Origin of the sequence: Pseudalkalibacillus decolorationis (assembly GCF_024609785.1) — a bacterium.
Classification (GTDB): Bacteria; Bacillota; Bacilli; order Bacillales; family Fictibacillaceae; genus Pseudalkalibacillus; species Pseudalkalibacillus decolorationis.
In genome coordinates this window covers 40919-64669 of sequence record NZ_JANHJQ010000018.1, presented here as the reverse complement: position 1 = coordinate 64669, position 23751 = coordinate 40919, and the positions used below count along the sequence as shown (strand labels likewise).

Genomic DNA, 23751 nt, shown 5'->3' with positions numbered 1-23751 from the left:
TTATTAATGTAACGAATAAATAAAGCGCTTTCAACTTGCAGAGGAGAGTGATAGCAATGGGAACAATTATCTGCCAATCGTGTGATGCAACAATTGAACATTTTGAAGTTGAGAAGGTAACGACATTATATTCTAACTGTCCAAATTGTAAGAAACAACGTAAGACTGGACAAAAGCAATCATAAATAGTAACGGTCTCGGCTCTACTTGAGCCAAGACCGTTTTTTATTTGATTGGGACATGCTCTTTGATAACGCGAATCATTTCAAGTTTATCATCTTCAGGTCCTTGTACAGGAAGACCAGCAGCTATATTTTCAAAAATATAATCAAGATTATCTTGTGTAATAATTTCGCCAGGGATAAAGATTGGAATTCCTGGTGGGTAAACCATTACAAATTCTGCTATGATTCTTCCGACTGCACTCTTAAATGGAATGCACTCTGTTTCTGAGTAAAATGCATCTCTTGGTGAAATTGAAAGCACAGGGGTTTCGGGTACACGAACTGGAACCTTTTTTTCTGTCGGATGAATGGATTGTACATAGAACTCTGAAAGCTCGGTTAAGGCTTTTACCAAAGCATCAATACTCTTTTTGTCATCCCCTGGAGTAACGATACAAAGGATATTGTAAAGGTCAGAAAGTTCTACTTCAATATTGTGATGCTCTCGGAACCACACTTCTACATCATACCCGGTTATATTTAAATCTTTTACAGAAATAATTAATTTTGTCGGGTCGTAATCGAATGTAGCTGGGCTCCCCACTATTTCATTTCCTACACAATATATGGACGGAATACGGTTTATCATGCCCCTCGCATATTCAGCAAGTTGAATTGATTGTTCCGCTAGTTCATACCCGTTGATAGCCAGCCGCCTACGTGCAACATCTAAAGAAGCTAATAGTAGGTATGATGTAGAAGTTGTTGTTATCATACTTAGAATTGATTGAACACGCTCAGGAGACACCAGGCCATCCTTAACATTTAATATTGAGCTTTGTGTCATCGAACCACCTAGTTTATGAACACTTGTAGCGGCCATATCTGCACCTGCCTCCATTGCAGATATAGGAAGCCTTTCATGGAAATGTATATGAACGCCGTGCGCTTCATCGACGAGTACAGGTATTTCTTTTCCATGAGCGATTCGCACAATCTCTTGAAGGTCAGCACTAATACCGAAATAGGTTGGGTTAATTACGAGTAACCCTTTGGCGTCAGGGTGCTGCTGAACCGCTTTTTTTACTGAATCAATTGTTATGCCATGAGATATACCTAAGTTTGGATCTATTACAGGATGGATGAAAATAGGGACAGCTCCTGAGAATATAATAGCAGCCATCACTGACTTATGGACATTCCTTGGAACTAGTATTTTATCTCCAGGACTGCACACTGCTAAAACCATTGTCATTATTGCTCCGCTTGTCCCTTGTACAGAAAAGTAAGTATGATCAGCTCCAAATGCTTCTGCTGCTAATTGTTGGGCTTCTCTAATCATCCCATGAGGATGGTGAAGGTCATCAAGTGGACCGATATTGATCAAGTCAATGGATAGTGCATTTTCACCAATAAATTCTCGGAAGTCGGGGTCCATACCTTTTCCTTTTTTGTGGCCCGGTATATGAAATTGTATTGGATTCCGTTTTGCGTGGTTTAATAAACCAGTAAATAGTGGTGTCAGGGCTTGAGACAATGAGATTACACCTCGTTTTGTATGATAGTACTAATGATGATGTTTTAGTTGTGTGCTAAAATGATAAAACAAAACAAAGTATATCAAATTTATTGATCCATGCAAGTAAAATTTTTTTGCAAATTGGTTAAGTATAACTATCCAATTAATTTTAAAGGGAAGTGGTGAACATGAAATGCAATGGAAGACACGATTAACCAGTATGTTAGGTATCCGGTATCCTATTATTCAAGGTGGTCTTGCATATCTTGCTTATTCTGAATTAGCAGCGGCAGTTTCAAATGCTGGAGGGCTCGGTCAAATTACAGCAATGTCATTATCATCCCCGAACGACTTGAGAAATGAAATACATAAAGTAAGAGCAAAGACAAAACGACCTTTTGGGGTTAACTTTGCAATAGGACAACATGGAAGACCATTCACTGATATGCTCAATGTAGCGATAGAGGAAAAGGTTCCTGTTATTTCGATGACAGGAGGCAACCCAACGCCGGTATTTGAACAATTGAAAGGTGTTGATGTGAAAAAGCTTGTTTTAGTGGCTGCTAAACGTCAAGCCGTTAAAGCAGAAGATCTAGGTGCAGATGCCGTCATGGTGGTTGGTCAAGAAGGTGGTGGACACATTGGGAAAGAGGATATTAGTACAATGGTTCTCGTACCTCAGGTCGTCGATTCAGTGTCTATACCAGTAATCGCTTCTGGAGGAATTGGTGACGGAAGAGGTTTCATGGCAGCTCTATCATTAGGGGCAGAAGGAATAGAAATGGGGACAAGATTTATAGCGACTAAGGAATGCGTCCATGCACATCAAAATTATAAACAAGCCCTGATCGATGCAAGTGAAAATGATACATCCGTTATTAAAAGGTCACTTGGTGCTCCAGGTAGAGTGATCCGGAATAGTTGGACAGATCAAATTTTAGAGATTGAAAAAATAGATCCCACTTATGAAGCAATCAAGTCCTATATTTCTGGTGATGCTAATTGTGCATATGTGCATAATGGTCATGAAGATGGGTTTGGATGGGCTGGTCAAATTGCAGGTAGAATTAAGGATGTCCCGAGTGTCGAGGAATTGTTTGATCGAATTATTAAAGAAGCAGGGACCGTTCGAGAGAGGTGGAACGACACCGAGTATTGAAATAAAGGTAAAGGATGAAGAAAAGCGCAAGTGAACTGGGGAGCGCCGAAGCGAACAAAATTTTATACTTTTTAAATGGGTAAGAAAAGGGGAGGTGACTAGATGTCGCCTCCCTTTTTCAAATTGGGAGTTAAATTCCATTGGATTTATTTAATTTGTTAGGTTAGATACCTATACGGTAGAAGAATGACGGTAATATAATACATTAATCAATTGCATTAGTAGATACCGCGCTCTGCTGTGCTAATTGGTAAAGGGGAGCTAATGTTTGAAAAGCTTGTTCAATTCGGGAGAGTAACTGATTAGGACTTTTTAAGACTGACTCGTTACGTTGAATTTGAATCCCGCATAAAATTTCAGCTTTTTTCACATCACGCAGACGGTGGACAATTTTCGTGAATTCACCATTTTTAACTTCTTCATGGGAAATGATGTCTGGTTTAGTATGATCAATAGACCAAACATAATTATCAGGTATACTTTTTAGAATCTCATTCTGATTTTTCTCTAAAGTAGTTGAAAATTGTTGTTTGATGGGTGATTCATAAATGATTGCAAACCACACAAAAAGATGAGTTTCATACAATCCGATTTGAAAATGTGGAAGCATTTTATATCCTCGCTTACTATTTGCAAAAGCAACCCATGTATCGTTTGGTGGGTTGACTGATCTTCTTGCATGCTTGGCGGTATGGTGGAACATTTCATCTCCAGTTGCTGCGGTTAATAGAGGGGCAAAGTGTTCACCAAAGTATTCAAGCTTAGGTCGAATTGTCGATTTAATTGCTTCCATCCGTTGTTCCAATCCATCAATTTTGAAAACATCGAAATCTTTATCAGTTAATCCTTGAAATGTCATCTAATCACCTCGTTATCTTATCATGGTGTAGTTTACCATAGGACACGGACGTATCAAAATGGAATGCAAAAATGGTTTTAAATAGTGACAACTGTGGAAGGATAGGATTAAATCTAGTACAATAATCGTCATTAAAATTCAGAATAGTGGGATAAGACACTTATAAAGACACTTATTATGTAAGGTAAAAAAGAAAAGGAGTGTGAGTTTCCATGAAACAAGTAATTCAAACGCTAAAGAAAAATGAGGCTGAGCGTAGAATTCCAGTTCTTCGATTAGAAATCGATTATGAATTGGCGACTCTACACGAAGCACTGTCTACCAAAAATCCAGAACAAATCAATCGCTCAAAGAAAAAGTTAGAACGATTTAGACAAGAAATGTTACAATTAAAAGGGTAAAGTACATGTGTCTGAAATTCGTAAATTAGAAAACTCATGACGTAGTGAGTTCTGTACATCCTATATACTAATCTAAATAGATAGAGCGAACCTTGACAATAAGGAGGTTCGTTTTTTGTGAATACATAGACCTCGAAATGAAAAGGAGTGAAACAATGTCAAACGATTGGCATAAGATCTGCAAAGAGGCAATAATATGGGCGAAAGATGCTGGTAAAGTGATTCGGGATTCGTTTGAGAAACAATTAACGGTGGAAACAAAATCGAACAAAGATGATTTAGTTACGAATATGGATCGAGAAGTGGAAACTTTCCTTATCAATAAAATAAACGAACAGTACCCCGAACATAAAATTCTAGGAGAAGAGGGGGTCGGAGAAAAGGTCACTTCACTAGATGGAACAGTTTGGATTATAGATCCAATCGACGGTACGATGAATTTTGTACACCAACAAACAAACTTTGCCATCTCCATTGGGGTCTACCAAGATGGTGTTGGTATGGTGGGCATTATTTATAATGTCGTTTATGACGAAATGTTCCATGCAATTAAAGATGAAGGTGCCTATTTAAACGATCGTAAATTGAACCAGCTAGGGAATGTTAAACTTGATGAGTCTATAATTTCCTTAAATGCGACGTGGGTAACTGAAAACAGAAGAATTGATCCAAATGTCCTTTCTCCTTTAGTTAAGAAATGTCGGGGTACAAGATCCTATGGTTCAGCTGCGATTGAGTTAGCATTTGTAGCGGCTGGGCGTCTAGATGCGTATATAACGATGAGACTATCGCCCTGGGATTTTGCCGCTGGTAAAGTATTAATTGAAGAAGTTGGCGGGACAGTAACGACCGTGGATGGGAACCCGATAGAATTGCTAGAACAAAATTCTGTTTTCGCTGCTAAATCTCAGCTCCATGAACAGATACTAAATGATTATTTAAATTAACATAAAAAGAAGAAAACTTGATTTTCCTCGAGTTTTCTTCTTTTTTACACGTTAAGAAAGTATAAAAATACTTTCTATAGTATAAGCGCAACTACGGCGATCACCTGCGCTAAGGCTTGGTGCTAGCCAAGTTTTCTTTAAAGAACGTATACTATGAATTTAAGACTTCATTTCGTCTGATTCTCGGAACTTTTTCTTAAGAGAAAATCCGACTCCCATTAGTATAAATGAAGCCAAAAGTGCAATGATAGCAAGTAATATGCTTTGTTCACCAAGTGCGACCCCTATAAGTGCGATGCAAAATGTAACCAAAATAGAAATGACTATAAAAATGATTGATCTTTTGTTCATATTCGTACCTCCTCATACACATAAGTTTACCGAAATTTATTAAAAAGAAAAAGGGTTTTGAATTTGTGCTATAATAGAAAAGTTGAAATTTAATGGTAACGACACCTTAAGGAGAGATTAACGTGAATTTGCGAGAAGAACTACGCAATATTGCAATTATTGCCCACGTAGACCATGGGAAAACAACTTTGGTGGATCAATTGCTTCATCAATCAGGTACGTTCAGAGATAATGAACAAGTTAGTGAACGTGCAATGGATTCCAATGATATTGAAAAAGAACGTGGGATTACTATATTGGCAAAAAACACTGCAATTAACTATAAAGAAAAGCGGATAAATATTATGGATACACCAGGACACGCTGACTTTGGTGGTGAAGTTGAGCGTATCATGAAAATGGTCGACGGTGTTCTATTGTTAGTGGATGCATATGAAGGCTGTATGCCTCAGACAAGATTCGTGTTGAAAAAGGCACTTGAGCAGAAATTGACTCCAATCGTTGTTGTCAATAAAATAGACCGCCCTTTTGCACGTCCGACAGAAGTTATAGATGAAGTGCTTGACTTGTTTATCGAACTCGGTGCAGATGATGAACAACTTGAGTTCCCTGTTGTATATGCATCAGCTTTAAACGGAACAGCAAGTGATAATCCTGAACAACAGGATGAGAATATGACTGCTCTCTTCGAATCTATTTTAGAGCATATTCCTGCACCTGTAGATAACAGTGACGAGCCATTACAGTTTCAGGTTGCATTGCTTGATTACAATGATTATATCGGACGTATTGGTGTTGGTCGAGTTTTTAGAGGGAGAATTAAGGTAGGACAACAAGTTGCTCTCATGAAATTGGATGGCGCCGTTAAGAAATTCCGGGTAACCAAGCTATTTGGTTTCCATGGTTTAAAACGTGTAGAAATACAGGAAGCACTTGCCGGTGATCTCGTCGCGGTATCCGGAATGGAAGAAATTAATGTTGGGGAAACTGTGTGCCCAGAAGATCACCAAGATCCACTTCCGGTCTTAAGAATTGATGAACCAACCATTCAAATGACTTTTCTTGTGAACAATAGTCCGTACGCAGGAAGAGAAGGTAAATATTTAACGAGCCGCAAAATAGAAGAACGTCTTAAATCAGAGCTTGAAACTGATGTAAGCTTACGTGTGGAAGACACTGATTCTCCAGATGTTTGGACTGTGTCCGGTCGTGGTGAGCTACACTTATCTATCCTAATTGAAAACATGCGCCGTGAAGGCTATGAGATCCAAGTTTCAAAGCCTATCGTAATTATTCGTGAGATTGATGGTACGAAATGTGAGCCTGTTGAACGAGTACAAATTGATGTGCCTGAAGAAAATACTGGTGGAGTTATGGAGTCACTCGGTGAAAGAAAAGGTGAAATGGTGAATATGGTCAACCACGGAAACGGCCAAGTTCGTCTGGAGTTCCTAGTACCAGCACGTGGTTTGATTGGATACACAACAGAGTTTCTAACATTAACTCGTGGGTATGGCATCTTGAATCATTCATTTGATAGTTACCAACCAGTGATTCAAGCTAACATTGGAGGAAGACGCCAAGGTGTTCTAGTTTCGATGGAATCTGGGAAGGCTTCACAATATGGTATTATGAACGTAGAGGATCGTGGGACGATTTTTGTAGCATCTGGTACCGAGGTCTATGAAGGCATGATTGTTGGAGAGCATAACCGTGACAATGACATCACCGTGAACCTGACAAAAGTGAAACAACAAACGAATGTCCGTTCAGCAACTAAAGACCAAACAGTTACAATTAAGAAACCAAGAATCCTAACACTTGAAGAAGCACTTGAATATTTAAATGACGATGAATATTGTGAAATAACGCCACAATCGATCCGTTTACGTAAAAAAATTCTAAACAAAAGTGAACGAGAACGACTTGAAAAGAAAAATAAATTAGCAAAGTAATATGAAAAACTAGAGAGTATGTTCAAATGAACTTCCTCTATTTAAGAAGAGGAGACGGTATGATTGAATGCAAATGTTAACGAACGTCTTCAGTTCTTTGCAAAGTTATACAACGTGGATCAAAATCCAGAAGTGGGAATGTGGTTATTATACCTAACTGTACTCGCTCTTTCGATTGTTGTTTTTAAGCTAGGCTTTTCAAGACGACTCCCACTGTTAAAAGCTGCAGTCGTATATATTTTTCTTGCATTAGGGTGTACAGTGCTCTCCTTCTTCGCTGTATTTTTACCGATTACAGAGGGGCTGGTAATTGCAGCTATCATCCTAATCGTATACAAAATCCGCTTGTATCAATCGAAGAAAGAAGAACAGCAAGGTTAAATAAAGCTACTTGTGCAAATGAGGATGACTTCATACAAAGGAATTGAGAAGGGGATTAACCGCTCAGCCCCTGTATAGGTCATCCTTTTTTAGGGGGCGAACAAATGAATTTACAGGATGCATTATACAATTGGTTGAGTATACGAAGGGTTACCGAGGAACGGCCTAATGATCAGGCGGCAAGAGATACAAGAGAGTTTTTTGAGGAGATTTTAGAAGATGATCACTCTGTTCAGAACCTAGAAGTATTGACAGAGGACCCTTTTTATATTGTGGTATATACCGTAAATGACGAATGGTTGACAAAGAAGTATCCAATCGACTTAATCGATGCTCTTTATGAATCAATTAAAGCTGAGCCAAAATACAACTAGCTCAGCTTACCATGTGTCTTCTTGAACTGCTTGACGAAATGTTGAAAAATTCCCTGAAGCCTTTCTTTCTTCTGTTCGATCTGCGATTCTCTTGTTGCAATCAGCGCACATATACGTATGGATTGGTCTATTTCGAAGTCGTTTAGCGAGCGGGCTACCATCTTCTATTTTTTCAAGCTTGTCACATAACACACATTTAACCCTCATGCTACTCACCTCAATCTCATTAATTGATAATCAAAATTACATATCCATAGTATAGTATATCATGAATTGGGACAGGTTTCCTTGTGAGGGGGAGGGTTTGATACTTTATTATCGAATCCTATTAAGAGGAAATAAAAAGTAAGTTTTAAGAGGAGTTGATCTTGGTGGTAAAAAAGACTGTGACATTGTTAAATGACTCACTTTTCAAATTGTTGCAAAAAGAGTGTTTCGTGATTGTAAGTACCTCAGATCCGAATGAAAATACTCCCTATGTTAATGCAATTTCTTGGGTCTATGCCCCTGATGTAGAGACAATCCTTTTTGCCGTTGATACCAAATCAAAAGCCGTGCAAAATATAAAGGATAACAAGCAAATAGCAATTACCCTGTTTGCTGATGAAACAACGTCTATTATAAACGGAAATGCGACTGTTCATCGTGAAAACCTTGATGAGGTACCGATTAAGCTGTCTTTAATTTCAGTAAAAGTAACGGAGGTTAGAGATGGAATGTTTTATGGAGCAAAAATTTCTCAACCGCCAGTTTACGAAAAAACATATGATCCCCAGGCAGCTGCAAAGCTTGATAAACAAGTGATGGCAGCATTGAAAAAGAACAAAATCTAATAAAACAGGGAGTGACTCTGAGTAGTCACTCCCTTTACAACATGTACGAAGCTTAATCCTGTTCTTTAATCCGATTTGGGTCGGCTGGTGTCGTTTTACCCTGCTTTTGTTGTTGGTCACGTAACTTATTTTCTTTTTGTTCAGAAATATCTTTGTCATTTTTACGGGTTGGATCAGGTTCTTTTTTGTTAATCTGACCAGGGATTTCAGGCATCAAGCGTCCTGTAATTGCTGCAAGTTCCTCAAGAATACCACCAATAGGTTGTCCATTCCGGATCTGTCTTCCCATTTCGCCTAACCGTTCGTAAATGTCTGGATCTGCTGTTACGACAGCATTTGCACCATAGGGGTCATGTTGTAAGGCCTCTGCAACACTATATTTAATCGAGCTGACACGTGAACGATCTAGATCGTCCTCTACATCGATACCAACAACCGCATATTTTCCTAAAACAACCGCACTCGCTTCCTTGACACCTTTTACACCTGTAGAAAGTTCAACGAGACGTTTTGAAATTTGTGCTGAACTTTTACGTTCCTGTTTATTATATTCCACGCTTTGTTTTACTTCGATTCGCTTGGAATTCTCTGTTCCTAATTCTGCTTCATCTTGATTGTTCTGACATCCAAGCAAGGTTATAAAGAGCAAGGGTAATACGAATATACGTACTTTCCGCAAAATGGTTCATCCTTTCCTTAAGGGCTTTTAACAGCCACTTTACATCCATTTACGGTTATTCTTCGTAAAAAAACCTTGCATTATACAGAATGAGGATAAGAACAAATATCTAAATCGTTAACGGTTTCAACCAACTAGAAGCATTGTTTAATTTAGTGTGAATCGTTTGATAGAACAAATCGGCTCATTACGATTTGAACCATCACCGTAATAGAAGTGAACTGGACCATTATTCACTGGTTTTCCGTTTGTAGAAAAGCCAATAACTCCATTAAAAGCTTCTGTTATGGAAATGGAAAATTCTTGTCCGTCGGTAGTCTGAATAAGTACTTGGGTAGCATTTTTATCCGGCTCAGCATTTATTAAAAAATGGTTTAGTTGGATTCCATATGACCTAGAAAAAAGCTCTGATTTATCATACTTGATTTTATTATCATTTGTTTGAGAGGGTATTTCCGCTCCCTCTGTACGCTCGCGATCCCAGTGCTCTGACACATCTTTTGTATACGTATCTGATTCATCTTCTGTACCTTCCTCAAAGTATGTATCCAGATTTAATTTACGATCGTCGAATATCCAAACTCCAGGATCCAAGGTAATTGGAAACCGAACCTTACCATCGATGAAAACGATTGATTCCATTATGCACACTCCTTAAATAGTTGTTCTTCAATTGTAATGAAGTCCTGTTTATTGCTCATCTAGTAAACCGTAGTTATCCTTATTGAATGATGGAAAAATTTCAACCTAAGTATACAGGTTCCTCTTTATTTTGTCACATTAGGGCATAGTATAGATAGGAAATGAATGCGTTTTATTCGGAGGTGGAATTCATGTACTGTGAAACTGATGAAGATTTATGTGAACTAGTAAATAGAGCACGAAAATATACCGAATATGGAAAAGTTGCAAATTATATTCCTGCGCTTGGGCGAGCTGAACAAAGTGATTTAGCGATCGCTCTATATTATAAAGATGGGCATTGTGTAAAAGCAGGGGATGTAGAGAAAAAGTTTACCCTTCAAAGTGTCTCAAAGGTCCTCACCCTTGCTTTGGCTATTATGGACCAAGGGGAAGAAGAGGTGTTCCGCAAGGTTGGAATGGAGCCGACTGGTGATCCGTTTAATTCAATTGCGAAATTGGAGACGCAAATTCCTGCGAAACCACTTAACCCAATGATTAACGCAGGTGCTTTGGTCGTGACAAATATGATAGAGGGTCGCTCTACTCACGAAAAACTTGGACGACTACTAACACTGATTCATGATTTAACGAACAACTCTAAGATTGATGTTGATCATGGAGTTGCCAAGTCTGAATATGAAACCGCTCATTTAAATCGGTCTCTCTGCTATTATATGAAGCAGCATGGAGTGATCACTGGTGAAGTTGAAGAATTAATTGATTTGTACACTAGACAGTGTGCGATCCAGGTCACATGTATTGACCTTGCTCGAATTGGGATGGTGTTAGCGAACAAGGGGAGGGATCCGTTATCAAATAGGTTGATTCTCCCTGAAGGGATAGCAACCATTGTAAAAACGTTTATGGTAACATGTGGGATGTATAATGCATCCGGAGAATTTGCGATTCGCGTTGGTATTCCTGCAAAAAGTGGTGTTTCTGGAGGGATAATTGGTCTCGTTCCTCCTAATATTGGGGTTGGTGTTTATGGCCCTTCACTTAATGAGAAAGGGAATAGTATTGCAGGGGTGAAGCTCCTAGAAATGCTATCACAACGTTATCAATTAAGCATCTTTTAAAGAATCAATAAAGCATAAAGGTATTTAGTGGTTAGCATTTGAATAGGTTGGATTATTAGGCTGGTTTAAGGCGGATATTTCTTGCATTTTTATAGGTAAAACGATAGTATTAGTAAAAGAGAGGCAATTGGAACGGAGGGATTCGATTTGTCGACTGAGATGGTAACCGGTCATCGTGAAAAAGCATACGCATTGCTAAAAGCTGATGCGGAAAAAATCCTCAAGTTGATCGAAGTTCAAATGGAAAATTTAACGATGCCGCAATGCCCTCTTTATGAGGAAGTACTGGACACGCAAATGTTCGGCCTTTCTAGAGAGATTGATTTTGCAGTTCGTTTAAATTTAATAGAAGCAGACCAAGGGAAAGCCCTATTAGAATCACTAGAACGACAACTGACAGCATTGCATGATGCCTGGTCGAGATAAGCATGACCCCTGTTCTGATAATTTGTTTTTATAATGGAAACAGGACTCAAACTGTCTGGAAATTGATGGTTTGAGTTTTTTTATACATTAATCTTTCAAAGAAACCTCACAAAAGTATGATGAGCCGTTTACCTATCATATGATACGATAACATAGTAACAGTGAGGGGGATTTGATGGCTTTTGTTTGGATTGTCTTTCTATTATTTCCTCTAGCAACTCTTCTGCATGAGCTAGGGCATTACATAACAGCGCGGTCATTACATATCAAACAAGTTCGAATCATATTGGGTATAGGCCCTCCTTTATTTCGGATTTCTAACCGATTTATCAAACTTGAGGTGCGAACCCTTTACTTTATTGGTGGTTTTACAAATACGGAATCCAATCAACTGTCTAATAATCAAAAGGCGCTTATATCAGTAAATGGGCCCCTCGTTAATGCAGTGGTTGGTTGTTATGGCTGGTTGTACTTAAATCGTGTATTAACTGGTTCAAACATTGAAAACCTCTTGTTTTTATTTACAATGATCAACACATGGATTGCAATCGGTAATCTTATACCTTATAAGCTTGGCAGCAAAAAGTCGGATGGGTATATCGCTTTTGAAATGATCTTGGACTATACAAAAGGAAAGAGAATTGCATTCGTCAATTTTTTGAACAAACACTTAAAGTAGGGAAGGAAATAAGATGTTTTACGCGAATAGTTTTGTTTATAACGGTTATGTGAGGGTTGACCATTATGCTTAAAAAGATGCTGAAAAATTATGATTATACACTTATTGCAGCGGTTTTTGCTCTGTGTGCAATTGGTCTTGTGATGGTCTATAGCTCAAGTATGATTGTAGCGGTTACAATTTATGAACAAGAAAGTATGTTCTTTTTTAAGAAGCATTTAGTTTGGGTAATTCTCGGTAGCTTCATTTTCATTGGTTTTACGTTACTGCCTTATAAGGCATATCAGAAGCTTATAATTCCACTAACGTTTTTAATGTTAGCTTCACTTGTTCTAGTACGGATCATTGGTGAGGAAGTAAATGGTGCGATTTCTTGGTTTGAGGTTGGGCCAGTATCGATACAGCCAGCAGAGTACGCCAAAATTGGGGTTATCATGTATCTTGCTTCTGTGTTTTCGAAAAAACAACACTACATATCCGATTTTAAAACGGGAGTCGTTCCCCCGTTAACTGTACTAGCTTTAGTTTGTTTTTTGATCCTCCTCCAACCAGACCTCGGTAGTATGATGATTATCGCAATGACTGCAGCAGTGATTATTTTTTGTTCTGGTATGTTATGGAGGCACTTATTGGTGATGATTGGCTCTATGGGTGCTCTAGGGTTAATCGTATATAATTTTCTTCTTAGCCCTGAACAGCTATCAAGGTTCACAGCTGCCTACGATCCTTTTTCAGACTCAGGTGGGACAGGGTATCAGTTAATAAATGGATACCTAGCTCTCGGTACAGGAGGTTTGTTTGGTAAAGGACTTGGACAGAGTATTCAAAAGTATGGATTTATTCCTGAGCCACATACAGATTTCATTATCACCATTATTGCTGAAGAATTAGGTTTTGCTGGGGTATTTGTAATTATTCTACTCTTGTTTTTCATTGTATTTAAAGGTATATATACCGGGCTACACTGTAAAGATGCATTTGGAAGTCTACTATCCATTGGTATTGCAGGAATGATCGGTATACAAACCATAGTGAATTTAGGTGCAGCTTCTGGTTTACTTCCGATAACTGGCGTTACACTTCCGTTTATTAGTTATGGGGGATCATCATTAATATTACTTATGATCAGTACAGGTATTTTAGTGAATGTTTCAATGTTTGTCCGTTATCGAAAGCAACAGACTCCGCCAGCAGATGAAGCAGAGGTGGAAACAAACAAACGGACTAAATTACGAGTCGTATCTCAACAACGAGCAACGCACTAGACTAGGAGGAAATTTAATGAAGAGAATCAGTAAAGTATTAGTAGCGAATCGTGGAGAAATCGCAATCAGAATTTTCCGTGCATGTACGGAACTAAACATTCGAACAGTAGCTGTTTATTCTAAGGAGGATTCTGGTTCTTTTCATCGATATAAAGCTGATGAAGCATATTTGGTCGGGGAAGGTAAGAAACCGATCGATGCTTATTTGGACATCGAAGGAATTATCGAGATTGCAAAACGTTATGAAATTGATGCCATTCATCCAGGATATGGTTTCCTTTCAGAAAATACTCATTTTGCTAAAAGATGTGCTGAAGAAGGAATCATTTTTATCGGACCTACAACCGAACATTTAAGGATATTCGGGGATAAGGTTCAGGCAAGGGAAGAAGCGATTAAGGCTGATATTCCAATCATTCCTGGTAGTGACGGTCCTGTTGAAATGGTAGAAGATGTCCGTGCCTTCGCTGAGAACAATGGATTTCCGATCATTATTAAAGCTGCTTTAGGCGGTGGTGGACGCGGTATGCGAATCGTACGTAATATGGACTCTCTAGAGGATGCATATGATCGTGCGAAATCAGAAGCCAAGGCAGCCTTCGGTAGAGACGAAATCTATGTAGAAAAGTTTATAGAAAACCCTAAACACATCGAGGTACAAATCCTAGGTGATACCGATGGAAACCTTGTGCATCTCTATGAGAGAGATTGCTCTGTACAAAGACGTCATCAAAAGGTAGTTGAAGTAGCTCCAAGTGTTTCAATAGCCGAGGAACTAAGGATGGATATATGTGCCTCCGCTGTTCAACTGATGAATAATGTTGGATATGTAAATGCGGGGACCGTTGAATTTCTAGTTTCAGAAGACGGTAACTTTTATTTTATTGAAGTGAACCCACGCGTTCAGGTGGAACATACGATAACTGAGATGGTAACAGGTATTGATATTGTACAGTCTCAAATTCTTATAGCAGAGGGACATACGCTGCATGATAAAGCTCTCGCTATTCCTGCACAGGAGCGTATTCATTGCCATGGATATGCGATACAGTGTCGAGTAACGACAGAAGACCCTGCAAACAATTTTATGCCAGACACTGGTAAGATAATGGCATATCGAACAGGTGGAGGTTTTGGTGTTCGTTTAGATGCGGGTAATGGGTATCAAGGGGCAGTAATAACACCTCATTACGATTCATTGCTAGTGAAGCTCTCAAGCTGGGCGCTAACTTTTGACCAAGCCGCGTCTAAAATGACACGTAACCTGAGAGAATTTAGAATTCGTGGGATCAAGACAAACATTTCGTTTCTTGAGAACGTTGTCCGACATGAGCAGTTTATTTCTGGAGAGTATAATACGGCTTTTCTCGATACAACACCTGAGCTTTTTGTATTTCCAAAGAAAAAAGACCGTGGAACGAAAATGCTTACCTATATCGCCAACGTTACTGTAAATGGATTTCCGGGACTAGGTTTGCAAAAGAAACCAGCTGTTAACAAACAGCGGATGCCATATGTGAATTATACCAAGCCGATTACTGATGGTACGAAGCAGATATTGGATCAACACGGTGTTGATGGATTAGTAAATTGGATTAAGTCTCAGGAGAATGTACTATTAACCGATACTACCTTTAGGGATGCTCACCAATCCCTTCTCGCAACTCGGGTTAGAACACATGATTTGTCACAAATAGCAGAACCGACTGCACGGCTTATGCCGGAATTCTTTTCACTTGAAATGTGGGGAGGAGCAACATTCGATGTTGCGTATCGATTCTTAAATGAGGATCCATGGGAACGGTTAATCAAATTAAGAAAGCAAGCACCAAACGTTCTATTCCAAATGTTACTCAGAGCATCAAATGCGGTAGGTTATAAGAATTACCCCGACAATGTAATCCGTGAGTTTGTACAAAAGTCTGCTGATGCTGGAATTGATGTGTTCCGTATCTTTGATAGTCTGAATTGGATTAGGGGAATGACAGTTGCAATCGAGTCCGTTAGAGATTCCGGAAAGGTAGCAGAGGCTGCAGTTTGTTATACAGGGGATATTCTCGATAGCAGTCGTAGCAAATATGATCTCAATTATTATGTAGCGATGGCTAAGGAACTTGAATCTGCAGGGGCACATATACTCGGAATTAAAGATATGGCAGGACTCTTAAAGCCACAGGCGGCATATGAATTGATTTCATCATTAAAAGAAGCGGTAGACTTGCCTATACATCTCCACACCCATGATACAAGCGGAAACGGGATTATGACTTATTCCAAAGCGGTTGAAGCAGGAGTGGATATCGTGGATGTTGCAATTAGTTCAATGTCCGGTTTAACGTCTCAGCCAAGTGCCAACTCCCTTTATTATGCATTAGAGGGGAATAGGCGACAGCCCAAAGTTTCAATAAATCACCTGGAGGAACTATCGCACTACTGGGAAGACACTCGTAAGTTTTATCAAGGATTTGAGAGTGGCATGAACGCTCCGCATACAGAAGTGTACGAGCATGAAATGCCAGGAGGTCAATACAGCAACCTCCAACAGCAAGCAAAAGCAGTAGGTCTAGCCCCTCGTTGGGCTGAAGTTAAGAGGATGTACAGACGTGTAAATGATCTATTCGGCGACATGGTCAAGGTAACCCCATCATCAAAGGTCGTAGGAGATATGGCATTGTACATGGTTCAAAACGATCTAACTGAAGATGATATATTTGAAAGAGGGGAAAAACTAGACTTTCCAGACTCTGTTGTTGAGCTGTTCCAGGGACATTTAGGACAAGCGTATCAAGGGTTCCCAAGAGATTTACAACAAATTATACTTAAGGGAAGAGAGCCTATCAATGTACGACCAGGTGAGCTTTTAGACCCTGTAGACTTTCAAGACCTTAAAGAATTACTCTATCGAAAGCTCAATCGACAAGTAACAAGTCACGATCTTATTTCATATGCGCTGTATCCGAAGGTATATTTGGATCGAGAACATGTGCATGACCAATTTGGAGATGTAAGTGTACTAGATACACCGACGTTTTTATATGGGATGAGGCTTGGTGAAGAAGTAGAAGTAGAGATTGAGCAAGGGAAAACATTAATCGTAAAACTTGTATCAATTGGTGAACCTCAGATTGATGGAACTCGAACCGTCTATTTTGAATTAAACGGGCAGCCTCGTGAAGTGGTTGTGAAAGATGAAAATGTAAAAACAGATATAATTGAGAAAGCTAAAGCGAATAAAAATGACCCGAATCATATCGGAGCATCGATGCCGGGAACAGTTGTCAGAGTACTCATTGAAAAAGGGGAGGCAGTTAAGAAGGGCGACCACCTAATGATTACTGAAGCAATGAAAATGGAAACAACCATACAAGCGCCGTTCGATGCAGAAGTGAACGACCTTTTTGTTTCAAATGGTGATACAATTCAACCAGGAGACCTGCTTGTAGAGTTAAAATAAGAAGATACAAAAAAGGATTGACTCTTTAATGGAGTCAATCCTTTAGTTGTGTGGAGGAATAGTTATTGACCTTTTCTAAGTAGGACCATAACAAGATAACTTAATGTAGCAAACAAGATTGAAATGAACAATCCGTGTGCCAAGCCAATGAATAAATTCAGTTTTGTAACGATAATAAGTGCGCCAGTTGTTACTTGTAAGGATACGAGAAGGAACAATATGAAATAACTACGATATAGTACTTTTTTATCTTGATGATATTTACGGACTTGAAAAAAGCTTAATACGATCCATATGAAGAATAACCCTGCTAGAGCTCTGTGAGCATAATGTATGAGTTCTAACTCATTCGTAGGCGGAAGGATGGATCCATTGCATAGTGGCCAGTCGGAACATGCTAAGCTAGCTTTTGTATGTCTTACAAGAGCACCTGAATAAACAAGCCCATAAAGATACATAAATAGAAGGTAAGCATTCCAGCGAATCCCCTTGTCTGCATTAAGAATAACTCGACCTTTATCGTTTTCAAATATTACGATTGTAAGTAATAGGACACTTGCAAAGGAAATTAATGAAAAGCCAAAATGCATCGCTAGTACAAAAGCTGATTGTCCCCAAACTACAGCTGCCGCACCTAGCAACCCTTGAAATACGATAAAGAAAACAGATAAGAATGCAAGCCATTTTGTTTCTTTTATGTGCTTCACTTTAATCCAGGACCAAACAGCAAGGATGATGACCATAAACCCTAAAGCAGCGGAAACGATTCTATGACTATATTCTATTATCGTTTCGAGTTCAGGCTGTGTTGGTAGTACCTCTCCATAACAGAGAGGCCAAGAATTTCCACAGCCCTCACCTGATCCGGTAGTTGTGACGATTGCGCCCATTAAAAGGACAAGTAACATACCAAAGCTTGTAAGTATAGAGAATATTTTTAATAGTTTGTTCACATTTACACCTTCTTCATATTAAAAGAGGTTGTTCAAAAAGTCCGGTAAAAATAGCTATCGAATTTCTTCGTTACTCGATCTCTACGGTCCTCACGTATTAATAGCATACGTTCCGGTCCTCGAGATTTTCGTGCCTCAAACTTCTCGGCTCTTTTTGTCCTCCTTATTGAACACGCATTAAAAGGTTCTTTCTATTGTTAATTTGATTCCTGTAATTAATTCAAGAATTCGTCACATTTGATTTCTGGATAAGTCCAAAATATATTGTGAGTTGATCTTGGTTCAAGACGATTTAAGTCGAGTATACAAAACTAATTAATTCGTTTATAATATTAAAGGACATTTTCAATTCGTCAATATCGTATCATATGTTCATTCAAGATTTATTTCTAATTGTGAACAAGGAAAGACAATTTAGCAAAAGTTATTTCCACAGAGCACTTTTGCTGATAAATTAAAAGAGTATGGTTTCCTGTTCACTATTTTGTAACAGAACTGATATGAAAACTAGCACTAAGCAAAAGGAGGTGGAAGCATGAGCAAAACGAATACGACAACTTATGAAGCATCAAGCAGAGTGATGGAACCTGGACCGTTGTCCGAATCAAACCCTTCTGGTACTTGGAAGGACTTTCTAACCCTTGCTAAGATGGGGATCGTGATGTCCAATTTGATTACAGTGTTTGCTGGATTCTGGATTGCACTTCAATTTTCAAACCAAAGTCTGTTATCCAATATACCAACAGCACTATTCACATTGCTGGGCTCAGCTCTAGTGATTGCTGGAGGATGCTGTTTAAACAACTACATCGATCGGGATATTGATCATTTGATGGAAAGAACGAATGAACGTCCAACAGTAACTGGTAAGATTGACTCGAACCAGGTCTTATGGGTCGGAATCATTGTATCTGCGCTGGGAACATTACTATTAATGTTCGCCTCCTTAATGGCCGCATTGCTTGGTGTAATAGGACTCTTCGTTTATGTAGTAGTGTATACATTATGGTTAAAACGCACACACTCCATAAACACAGTCATTGGTGGAATTTCTGGAGCAATCCCTCCGTTAATCGGCTGGGCAGCTATTGATCCAGATTTGCATATCACTGCATGGCACTTGTTCTTGATAATGTTTTTATGGCAGCCGCCTCACTTTTTGGCATTAGCTATGAAACGATGCGAAGAGTACCGAAAAGCCGGTATTCCAATGCTTCCGGTTGTATCAGGCTTTGAAATGACAAAGCGACAAATGGTCATTTATGTAGCAGCATTGCTTCCGGTAAGTTTATATTTATATCATTTTGGTATGGTATACTTAGTAGTCGCTGCAATTCTTGGGTTAGGATGGCTTGCACTTGGTATCGCAGGATTCTTTATGAAAAATGATATCAAATGGGCTCGTCTAATGTTTGTTTACTCTCTGAATTACTTGACTATCATGTTTATCGTGATGATCATCGTCAATCGGGGTTGACTTATATAGATTAATCTATAAGTGTCAGGAACGTTCACCAACTGTGGTGGGACTCCTGACACATAGGTTATGATCTTAATATGAGTTACCGGTTACATAGTATTTTTTGTTCTATTTGTTCTATTTGTTTATTATCACAACAGAGAAAGTGAGGTTTGATTTACTCATGAAACGATGGCTACGACTCGGGCGCATTGTTCCGATTTTCGGACTAATGTTGCTTGGTTTAATGGGCTGCGGAAACCCACAGATGTCCGCACTGCAACCACAGGGTAAAGGAGCAGAGGCAGCATATGACCTAATGATCCTAAGTCTGGTAGTAATGGTTGTTGTACTCGTAATTGTCTTTTTACTTTTCACGTATGTCTTGATTAAGTTTAGAAAGCGTAAGGGTGATGACTCGATTCCCGAACAGGTTGAAGGAAATCACATGCTAGAATTACTTTGGACTGGGATTCCGATTGTGTTGCTTATTATTCTTGCAGTTCCGACTGTAATGACAACATTTGATCTTGCAGTCACTGAAAAGGCTGCTTCTGGTGAAGAAGGGGAGGAAGCTAAGAAAGATGCCCCTATGACGGTGAAGGTTACTGCGCACCAGTTTTGGTGGGAGTTCGAATATCCGGAACTTGGTGTTGTGACGGCACAGGAATTGTACTTGCCTGTTGATACACGAACGAACGTCGAATTAAGTTCTGCTGATGTCATCCACTCATTCTGGATTCCATCCATTTCAGGAAAAATGGATACAAATCCTGGAGATAAGCTTGTAAATAAAATGTGGTTACATCCAGAAGAAATTGGAACGTTCCAAGGCGCTTGTGCTGAACTTTGTGGCGATGCACACGCATTAATGTACTTTCAAGTAAAGGTCGTTTCACAAGAAAAATTTGATGCATGGGTCGAAAGTATGAAAACGGTTAAGTTTGCCGATGCATCTTCTGATGTTTCTGAAGGACAGAAGATTTTCGAAAACAACTGTTTACAATGTCACGCAGTAGGTGATAAAGGTGGGAAAGTTGGACCTGCTTTAACCGGTTTTGGAGACAATGAAAAGGTTGCAGGAATACTTGATCACAACAAAGAGAACATCATGAAATGGATTAACAATCCACACGATGTTAAGCCTGGTAACAATATGCCGGATTTCAACTTTGATGATGCACAATTAGATGCACTTTCAGACTATCTATTGGGGCTCGAGACCGCTAAGTAAGCGTGGTTCCAATCGCTTTAAAAAGGAGGTACTACCGTGAGTAACGCACATGCAGCGAATAAAAGCTCGCTATGGGATTGGCTAACCACAGTCGACCATAAGAAAATTGGGATTTTATACCTCATATCCGGCGGATTTTTCTTTTTGATCGGTGGATTAGAGGCACTTTTAATTCGTATTCAATTAATGAAACCTGAAAACACGTTTTTAACTGGTGACTTATACAACCAGGTCTTGACGATGCATGGGACAACCATGATCTTTCTGGCAGCAATGCCAATTATATTTGCATTTATGAATGCAGTTGTACCATTACAAATTGGTGCCCGGGACGTAGCGTTTCCATTTTTGAACTCCCTTGGATTTTGGTTGTTCTTCTTTGGCGGGGTTCTACTGAACTTAAGCTGGTTCCTCGGTGGAGCACCAGATGCTGGTTGGACAGCATATGCGCCACTTTCTACAACATCAAGTGGAAGCGGTCTGGATTTTTACGTATTAGGACTTCAAATAGCGGGTGCCGGGACGTTAATAGGTGGTATTAACTTCCTAGTCACGATCATAAATATGAGAGCTCCTGGTATGACCTTTATGCGTATGCCATTATTTACTTGGACAGCATTCATTACATCTGGACTGATCCTGTTTGCATTCCCAGCCCTGACAATCGGATTTTTCTTATTGATGTTTGACCGAGTATTTGAGGCGAATTTCTTTGATGCAAGTATGGGAGGAAATCCTATCATTTGGGAACATATTTTCTGGATTTTCGGTCACCCTGAAGTATACATTCTTATTTTGCCAGCTTTCGGTATCATTTCGGAGGTTGTGTCTACTTTTTCAAAGAAGCGTTTATTTGGATACAGCGCAATGGTCTTTGCAACTGTGTTAATCGGATTCCTTGGATTTATGGTGTGGGCTCACCACATGTTTACAGTTGGACTAGGACCTGTTGCGAACTCAATTTTTGCGGTTGCAACAATGGCGATTGCAATACCTACTGGTGTTAAGATCTTTAACTGGGTATTTACATTGTGGGGCGGTCAGATACGTTTCACAACTGCTAACTTATTCGCAGTTGGGTTTATTCCAACATTCGTTATGGGGGGAGTAACGGGAGTTATGCTCGCTGCAGCTCCTGCTGACTATCAATATCATGACAGCTATTTCGTTGTTGCTCACTTCCACTATGTCATTGTAGGTGGTTTAGTACTTGGGTTATTTGCTGGACTTTATTACTGGTACCCTCGAATGTTCGGAAAGATGCTTAACGAAACGATTGGAAAATGGAACTTCTGGACATTCTTTATTGGTTTCCATTTAACGTTTTTCCCGCAGCATTTCCTTGGCCTTATGGGAATGCCTCGTCGTTACTTCACGTACCCTGAAGGATTCGGACTGGGATCAATGAACTTTATCAGTACAATCGGTGCATTTTTTATGACAATTGGTACGATTCTGTTTGTGTATAACATAATTATCACTCATGCAAAGGGTAAGATGGTGAGTGGAGACCCTTGGGATGGACGTACACTTGAGTGGGCGATTCCAAACCCAACTCCTCACTATAATTTCTTACAAACGCCACTTGTTCGTGGATTAGATGCACTATGGATTGAGAAAATGGCTGGAAACAAAAAGATGACACCAGCAGAGCCTGTCGGTGACATTCATATGCCAAACAACTCGATTCTTCCGTTTATCATGTCACTGGGGTTCTTTATTGCAGGATTTGGATTTATTTACTTCAACAAAGGTGGGGCACTTGCATTAGTCGCCATTATTGTTGGACTTGGAATTGGACTTGTTTGTATGTTCCTTCGTTCTTGGATTGATGACCATGGTTATCATATTCATAAAAAGGATCTACCAAAAGAGGATAAGGGGGCTGACCTATAATGAATGTAGGCGAACGCTTAACCGACCAAAACTTCCCTGAATCCCCTGAGAAAGCAACTCTAGAAGGTAAGAATAAGTTTTTAGGGTTCTGGCTGTTTTTAGGCGGTGAAACCGTACTATTTGCAACATTGTTTGGAACTTATCTCGGACTACGTAACTCGTTTGGAAAAGGACCAGAAGCATCTGAAATCTTCCAGTTGCCAATGGTTTTTGCTGCAACGATTATCCTATTAACAAGTAGTTTAACGAGTGTCTATGCTGTATTAGCCTTAAAGGAAAACCGTGTAAAAGCAATGCGGGGATGGCTGTTTGTAACTTTATTACTTGGTCTCTCTTTCCTTGGGTTAGAAATTTATGAGTTTATCCATTATGTCCATGAAGGGCATACGTTTACATCCGGTGCATTTGGATCCGCCTTCTATACGTTGGTTGGATTTCACGGGGGACACGTACTATTCGGTTGTTTATGGCTTTCTACACTCCTAATTAGAAATAGTGGCCGTGGCTTGACTCTATACAATTCACCGAAGTATTATCTCTTTGCACTTTATTGGCACTTTGTAGATGTAGTGTGGGTATTTATCTTTACTGTCGTATACTTATTAGGAAAGGTGGGGTAACAGATGGCTGGAAACGAGCACACAAACTCTGTCCATCGCCACTCATCCTTACAGAAAAAAATTAAGTTAAAACAAGAACGCAGACAACATAATGTATCCTTCGTAATGATGATTTTGCTAACGATACTATCATTTGCTTCGATTATGAGTGATGCGATATCAGATACTGTTGCAATTCTTTTCATTATCGTACTTGCGTGTGTACAGGTATTTTTCCAGTTATATATCTGGATGCACCTTGGACACAAAGGACATGAGTTTCCAATGTGGGGCATTGCCAGCGGATTATTTATCGCGGCATTAACGGTAGGAACATTAATAGGGCTTATCTGGTAAGCAAGAAACATGGACTGACTGAAAAGGTAAAGCACTCTTATTAG

25 protein-coding genes are annotated in these 23751 nt (G+C 39.3%); 18 read left to right on the top strand and 7 right to left on the bottom strand.

What is annotated here, in order from left to right; all coding sequences use genetic code 11:
- Positions 1-56 precede the first annotated feature (56 nt).
- On the top strand, positions 57-185 hold the full coding sequence (locus tag NON16_RS16945) for a GapA-binding peptide SR1P (RefSeq protein ID WP_257350611.1): 129 nt from the start codon (positions 57-59) through the stop codon (positions 183-185).
- Between the two features lie 40 nt (positions 186-225).
- On the opposite strand, the gene NON16_RS16940 is transcribed toward NON16_RS16945, so the two are convergent.
- The gene (locus tag NON16_RS16940; RefSeq protein ID WP_257350610.1) at positions 226-1701 is read right to left on the bottom strand and encodes an aminotransferase class I/II-fold pyridoxal phosphate-dependent enzyme; all 1476 of its coding nucleotides are present in this window, start codon (positions 1699-1701) and stop codon (positions 226-228) included.
- A gap of 175 nt (positions 1702-1876) precedes the next feature.
- Between NON16_RS16940 and NON16_RS16935 the strand changes: the two genes are divergently transcribed.
- Positions 1877-2842, top strand: coding sequence for an NAD(P)H-dependent flavin oxidoreductase (locus NON16_RS16935; protein WP_257350609.1), 966 nt, complete (start codon positions 1877-1879; stop codon positions 2840-2842).
- Between the two features lie 205 nt (positions 2843-3047).
- Here the strand turns inward: NON16_RS16935 and NON16_RS16930 are convergent, their stop codons facing one another.
- On the bottom strand, positions 3048-3701 hold the full coding sequence (locus NON16_RS16930) for a YktB family protein (protein ID WP_257350608.1): 654 nt from the start codon (positions 3699-3701) through the stop codon (positions 3048-3050).
- A 212-nt stretch (positions 3702-3913) separates the two neighbouring features.
- Here NON16_RS16930 and NON16_RS16925 point away from each other — a divergent pair, with 212 nt between their 5' ends.
- Positions 3914-4102 carry a hypothetical protein gene (locus NON16_RS16925; protein ID WP_257350607.1) on the top strand — a complete coding sequence of 63 codons (189 nt, stop codon included), beginning with the start codon at positions 3914-3916 and terminating at the stop codon, positions 4100-4102.
- 155 nt (positions 4103-4257) lie between these two features.
- Complete coding sequence (locus NON16_RS16920) at positions 4258-5049, top strand: inositol monophosphatase family protein (protein ID WP_257350606.1); 792 nt, start codon at positions 4258-4260, stop codon at positions 5047-5049.
- Between the two features lie 159 nt (positions 5050-5208).
- Here NON16_RS16920 and NON16_RS16915 read toward each other — a convergent pair whose 3' ends face one another.
- Positions 5209-5400 carry a YlaF family protein gene (locus tag NON16_RS16915; protein WP_257350605.1) on the bottom strand — a complete coding sequence of 64 codons (192 nt, stop codon included), beginning with the start codon at positions 5398-5400 and terminating at the stop codon, positions 5209-5211.
- A gap of 122 nt (positions 5401-5522) precedes the next feature.
- Here NON16_RS16915 and typA point away from each other — a divergent pair, with 122 nt between their 5' ends.
- The 3 genes from typA to NON16_RS16900 all read left to right on the top strand — a co-directional run bounded on the left by typA (position 5523) and on the right by NON16_RS16900 (position 8110).
- Positions 5523-7355 (top strand): translational GTPase TypA, encoded by a 1833-nt coding sequence (typA, locus tag NON16_RS16910; protein WP_257350604.1) that lies wholly within the window; start codon positions 5523-5525, stop codon positions 7353-7355.
- Positions 7356-7418: 63 nt separating this feature from the next.
- Complete coding sequence (locus tag NON16_RS16905; RefSeq protein ID WP_257350603.1) at positions 7419-7736, top strand: YlaH-like family protein; 318 nt, start codon at positions 7419-7421, stop codon at positions 7734-7736.
- Positions 7737-7840: 104 nt separating this feature from the next.
- On the top strand, positions 7841-8110 hold the full coding sequence (locus tag NON16_RS16900) for a hypothetical protein (protein WP_257350602.1): 270 nt from the start codon (positions 7841-7843) through the stop codon (positions 8108-8110).
- A gap of 6 nt (positions 8111-8116) precedes the next feature.
- Here the strand turns inward: NON16_RS16900 and NON16_RS16895 are convergent, their stop codons facing one another.
- Complete coding sequence (locus NON16_RS16895) at positions 8117-8317, bottom strand: YlaI family protein (protein ID WP_257350601.1); 201 nt, start codon at positions 8315-8317, stop codon at positions 8117-8119.
- A gap of 164 nt (positions 8318-8481) precedes the next feature.
- On the opposite strand from NON16_RS16895, the gene NON16_RS16890 reads away from it, so the two are divergent.
- On the top strand, positions 8482-8943 hold the full coding sequence (locus NON16_RS16890; protein WP_257350600.1) for a pyridoxamine 5'-phosphate oxidase family protein: 462 nt from the start codon (positions 8482-8484) through the stop codon (positions 8941-8943).
- A gap of 52 nt (positions 8944-8995) precedes the next feature.
- Here NON16_RS16890 and NON16_RS16885 read toward each other — a convergent pair whose 3' ends face one another.
- Complete coding sequence (locus NON16_RS16885; RefSeq protein ID WP_257350599.1) at positions 8996-9622, bottom strand: YhcN/YlaJ family sporulation lipoprotein; 627 nt, start codon at positions 9620-9622, stop codon at positions 8996-8998.
- A gap of 147 nt (positions 9623-9769) precedes the next feature.
- Positions 9770-10264 carry a peptidyl-prolyl cis-trans isomerase gene (locus NON16_RS16880; RefSeq protein WP_257350598.1) on the bottom strand — a complete coding sequence of 165 codons (495 nt, stop codon included), beginning with the start codon at positions 10262-10264 and terminating at the stop codon, positions 9770-9772.
- Positions 10265-10455: 191 nt separating this feature from the next.
- On the opposite strand from NON16_RS16880, the gene glsA reads away from it, so the two are divergent.
- The 5 genes from glsA to pyc all read left to right on the top strand — a co-directional run bounded on the left by glsA (position 10456) and on the right by pyc (position 17209).
- Entirely contained in the window at positions 10456-11385 is a 930-nt protein-coding gene (glsA, locus tag NON16_RS16875) for a glutaminase A (RefSeq protein ID WP_257350597.1), read from the top strand.
- 159 nt (positions 11386-11544) lie between these two features.
- A complete protein-coding gene (locus NON16_RS16870; RefSeq protein WP_372508833.1) occupies positions 11545-11811 on the top strand; it encodes an Fpa/YlaN family protein in 267 nt (88 codons plus the stop codon).
- Between the two features lie 175 nt (positions 11812-11986).
- Positions 11987-12490: a site-2 protease family protein gene (locus NON16_RS16865; protein WP_257350595.1), complete on the top strand. Its 504-nt coding sequence runs from the start codon at positions 11987-11989 to the stop codon at positions 12488-12490.
- 65 nt (positions 12491-12555) lie between these two features.
- Positions 12556-13755 carry a putative lipid II flippase FtsW gene (ftsW, locus tag NON16_RS16860; protein ID WP_257350594.1) on the top strand — a complete coding sequence of 400 codons (1200 nt, stop codon included), beginning with the start codon at positions 12556-12558 and terminating at the stop codon, positions 13753-13755.
- 16 nt (positions 13756-13771) lie between these two features.
- On the top strand, positions 13772-17209 hold the full coding sequence (pyc, locus tag NON16_RS16855) for a pyruvate carboxylase (protein WP_257350593.1): 3438 nt from the start codon (positions 13772-13774) through the stop codon (positions 17207-17209).
- Positions 17210-17271: 62 nt separating this feature from the next.
- Here pyc and NON16_RS16850 read toward each other — a convergent pair whose 3' ends face one another.
- Positions 17272-18162, bottom strand: a complete 891-nt coding sequence (locus NON16_RS16850; RefSeq protein WP_257350592.1) for a COX15/CtaA family protein — start codon at positions 18160-18162, stop codon at positions 17272-17274.
- Between the two features lie 535 nt (positions 18163-18697).
- On the opposite strand from NON16_RS16850, the gene cyoE reads away from it, so the two are divergent.
- The 5 genes from cyoE (at position 18698) to NON16_RS16825 (ending at position 23707) form a co-directional block, all read left to right on the top strand.
- On the top strand, positions 18698-19639 hold the full coding sequence (cyoE, locus tag NON16_RS16845) for a heme o synthase (RefSeq protein WP_372508831.1): 942 nt from the start codon (positions 18698-18700) through the stop codon (positions 19637-19639).
- 166 nt (positions 19640-19805) lie between these two features.
- On the top strand, positions 19806-20855 hold the full coding sequence (gene coxB / locus NON16_RS16840) for a cytochrome c oxidase subunit II (RefSeq protein WP_257350591.1): 1050 nt from the start codon (positions 19806-19808) through the stop codon (positions 20853-20855).
- Between the two features lie 36 nt (positions 20856-20891).
- Complete coding sequence (gene ctaD / locus NON16_RS16835; RefSeq protein ID WP_257350590.1) at positions 20892-22751, top strand: cytochrome c oxidase subunit I; 1860 nt, start codon at positions 20892-20894, stop codon at positions 22749-22751.
- Entirely contained in the window at positions 22751-23371 is a 621-nt protein-coding gene (locus NON16_RS16830; protein WP_257350589.1) for a cytochrome (ubi)quinol oxidase subunit III, read from the top strand. Before ctaD ends, NON16_RS16830 begins: the two co-directional genes overlap by 1 nt.
- 3 nt (positions 23372-23374) lie before the next feature.
- Positions 23375-23707 carry a cytochrome C oxidase subunit IV family protein gene (locus tag NON16_RS16825; RefSeq protein WP_257350588.1) on the top strand — a complete coding sequence of 111 codons (333 nt, stop codon included), beginning with the start codon at positions 23375-23377 and terminating at the stop codon, positions 23705-23707.
- Positions 23708-23751 lie beyond the last annotated feature (44 nt).

Coding starts and splice junctions, on each gene's coding strand:
- NON16_RS16900 (WP_257350602.1), top strand. CDS start 7,841: ATGAATTTACAGGATGCATTATACAATTGGTTGAGTATACGAAGGGTT.
- ftsW (WP_257350594.1), top strand. CDS start 12,556: ATGCTTAAAAAGATGCTGAAAAATTATGATTATACACTTATTGCAGCG.
- pyc (WP_257350593.1), top strand. CDS start 13,772: ATGAAGAGAATCAGTAAAGTATTAGTAGCGAATCGTGGAGAAATCGCA.
- glsA (WP_257350597.1), top strand. CDS start 10,456: ATGTACTGTGAAACTGATGAAGATTTATGTGAACTAGTAAATAGAGCA.
- NON16_RS16935 (WP_257350609.1), top strand. CDS start 1,877: ATGCAATGGAAGACACGATTAACCAGTATGTTAGGTATCCGGTATCCT.
- NON16_RS16830 (WP_257350589.1), top strand. CDS start 22,751: ATGAATGTAGGCGAACGCTTAACCGACCAAAACTTCCCTGAATCCCCT.
- NON16_RS16870 (WP_372508833.1), top strand. CDS start 11,545: ATGGTAACCGGTCATCGTGAAAAAGCATACGCATTGCTAAAAGCTGAT.
- coxB (WP_257350591.1), top strand. CDS start 19,806: ATGAAACGATGGCTACGACTCGGGCGCATTGTTCCGATTTTCGGACTA.
- NON16_RS16920 (WP_257350606.1), top strand. CDS start 4,258: ATGTCAAACGATTGGCATAAGATCTGCAAAGAGGCAATAATATGGGCG.
- NON16_RS16865 (WP_257350595.1), top strand. CDS start 11,987: ATGGCTTTTGTTTGGATTGTCTTTCTATTATTTCCTCTAGCAACTCTT.
- NON16_RS16825 (WP_257350588.1), top strand. CDS start 23,375: ATGGCTGGAAACGAGCACACAAACTCTGTCCATCGCCACTCATCCTTA.
- NON16_RS16925 (WP_257350607.1), top strand. CDS start 3,914: ATGAAACAAGTAATTCAAACGCTAAAGAAAAATGAGGCTGAGCGTAGA.
- NON16_RS16945 (WP_257350611.1), top strand. CDS start 57: ATGGGAACAATTATCTGCCAATCGTGTGATGCAACAATTGAACATTTT.
- NON16_RS16895 (WP_257350601.1), bottom strand. CDS start 8,317: ATGAGGGTTAAATGTGTGTTATGTGACAAGCTTGAAAAAATAGAAGAT.
- NON16_RS16880 (WP_257350598.1), bottom strand. CDS start 10,264: ATGGAATCAATCGTTTTCATCGATGGTAAGGTTCGGTTTCCAATTACC.
- NON16_RS16930 (WP_257350608.1), bottom strand. CDS start 3,701: ATGACATTTCAAGGATTAACTGATAAAGATTTCGATGTTTTCAAAATT.
- cyoE (WP_372508831.1), top strand. CDS start 18,698: ATGAGCAAAACGAATACGACAACTTATGAAGCATCAAGCAGAGTGATG.
- NON16_RS16915 (WP_257350605.1), bottom strand. CDS start 5,400: ATGAACAAAAGATCAATCATTTTTATAGTCATTTCTATTTTGGTTACA.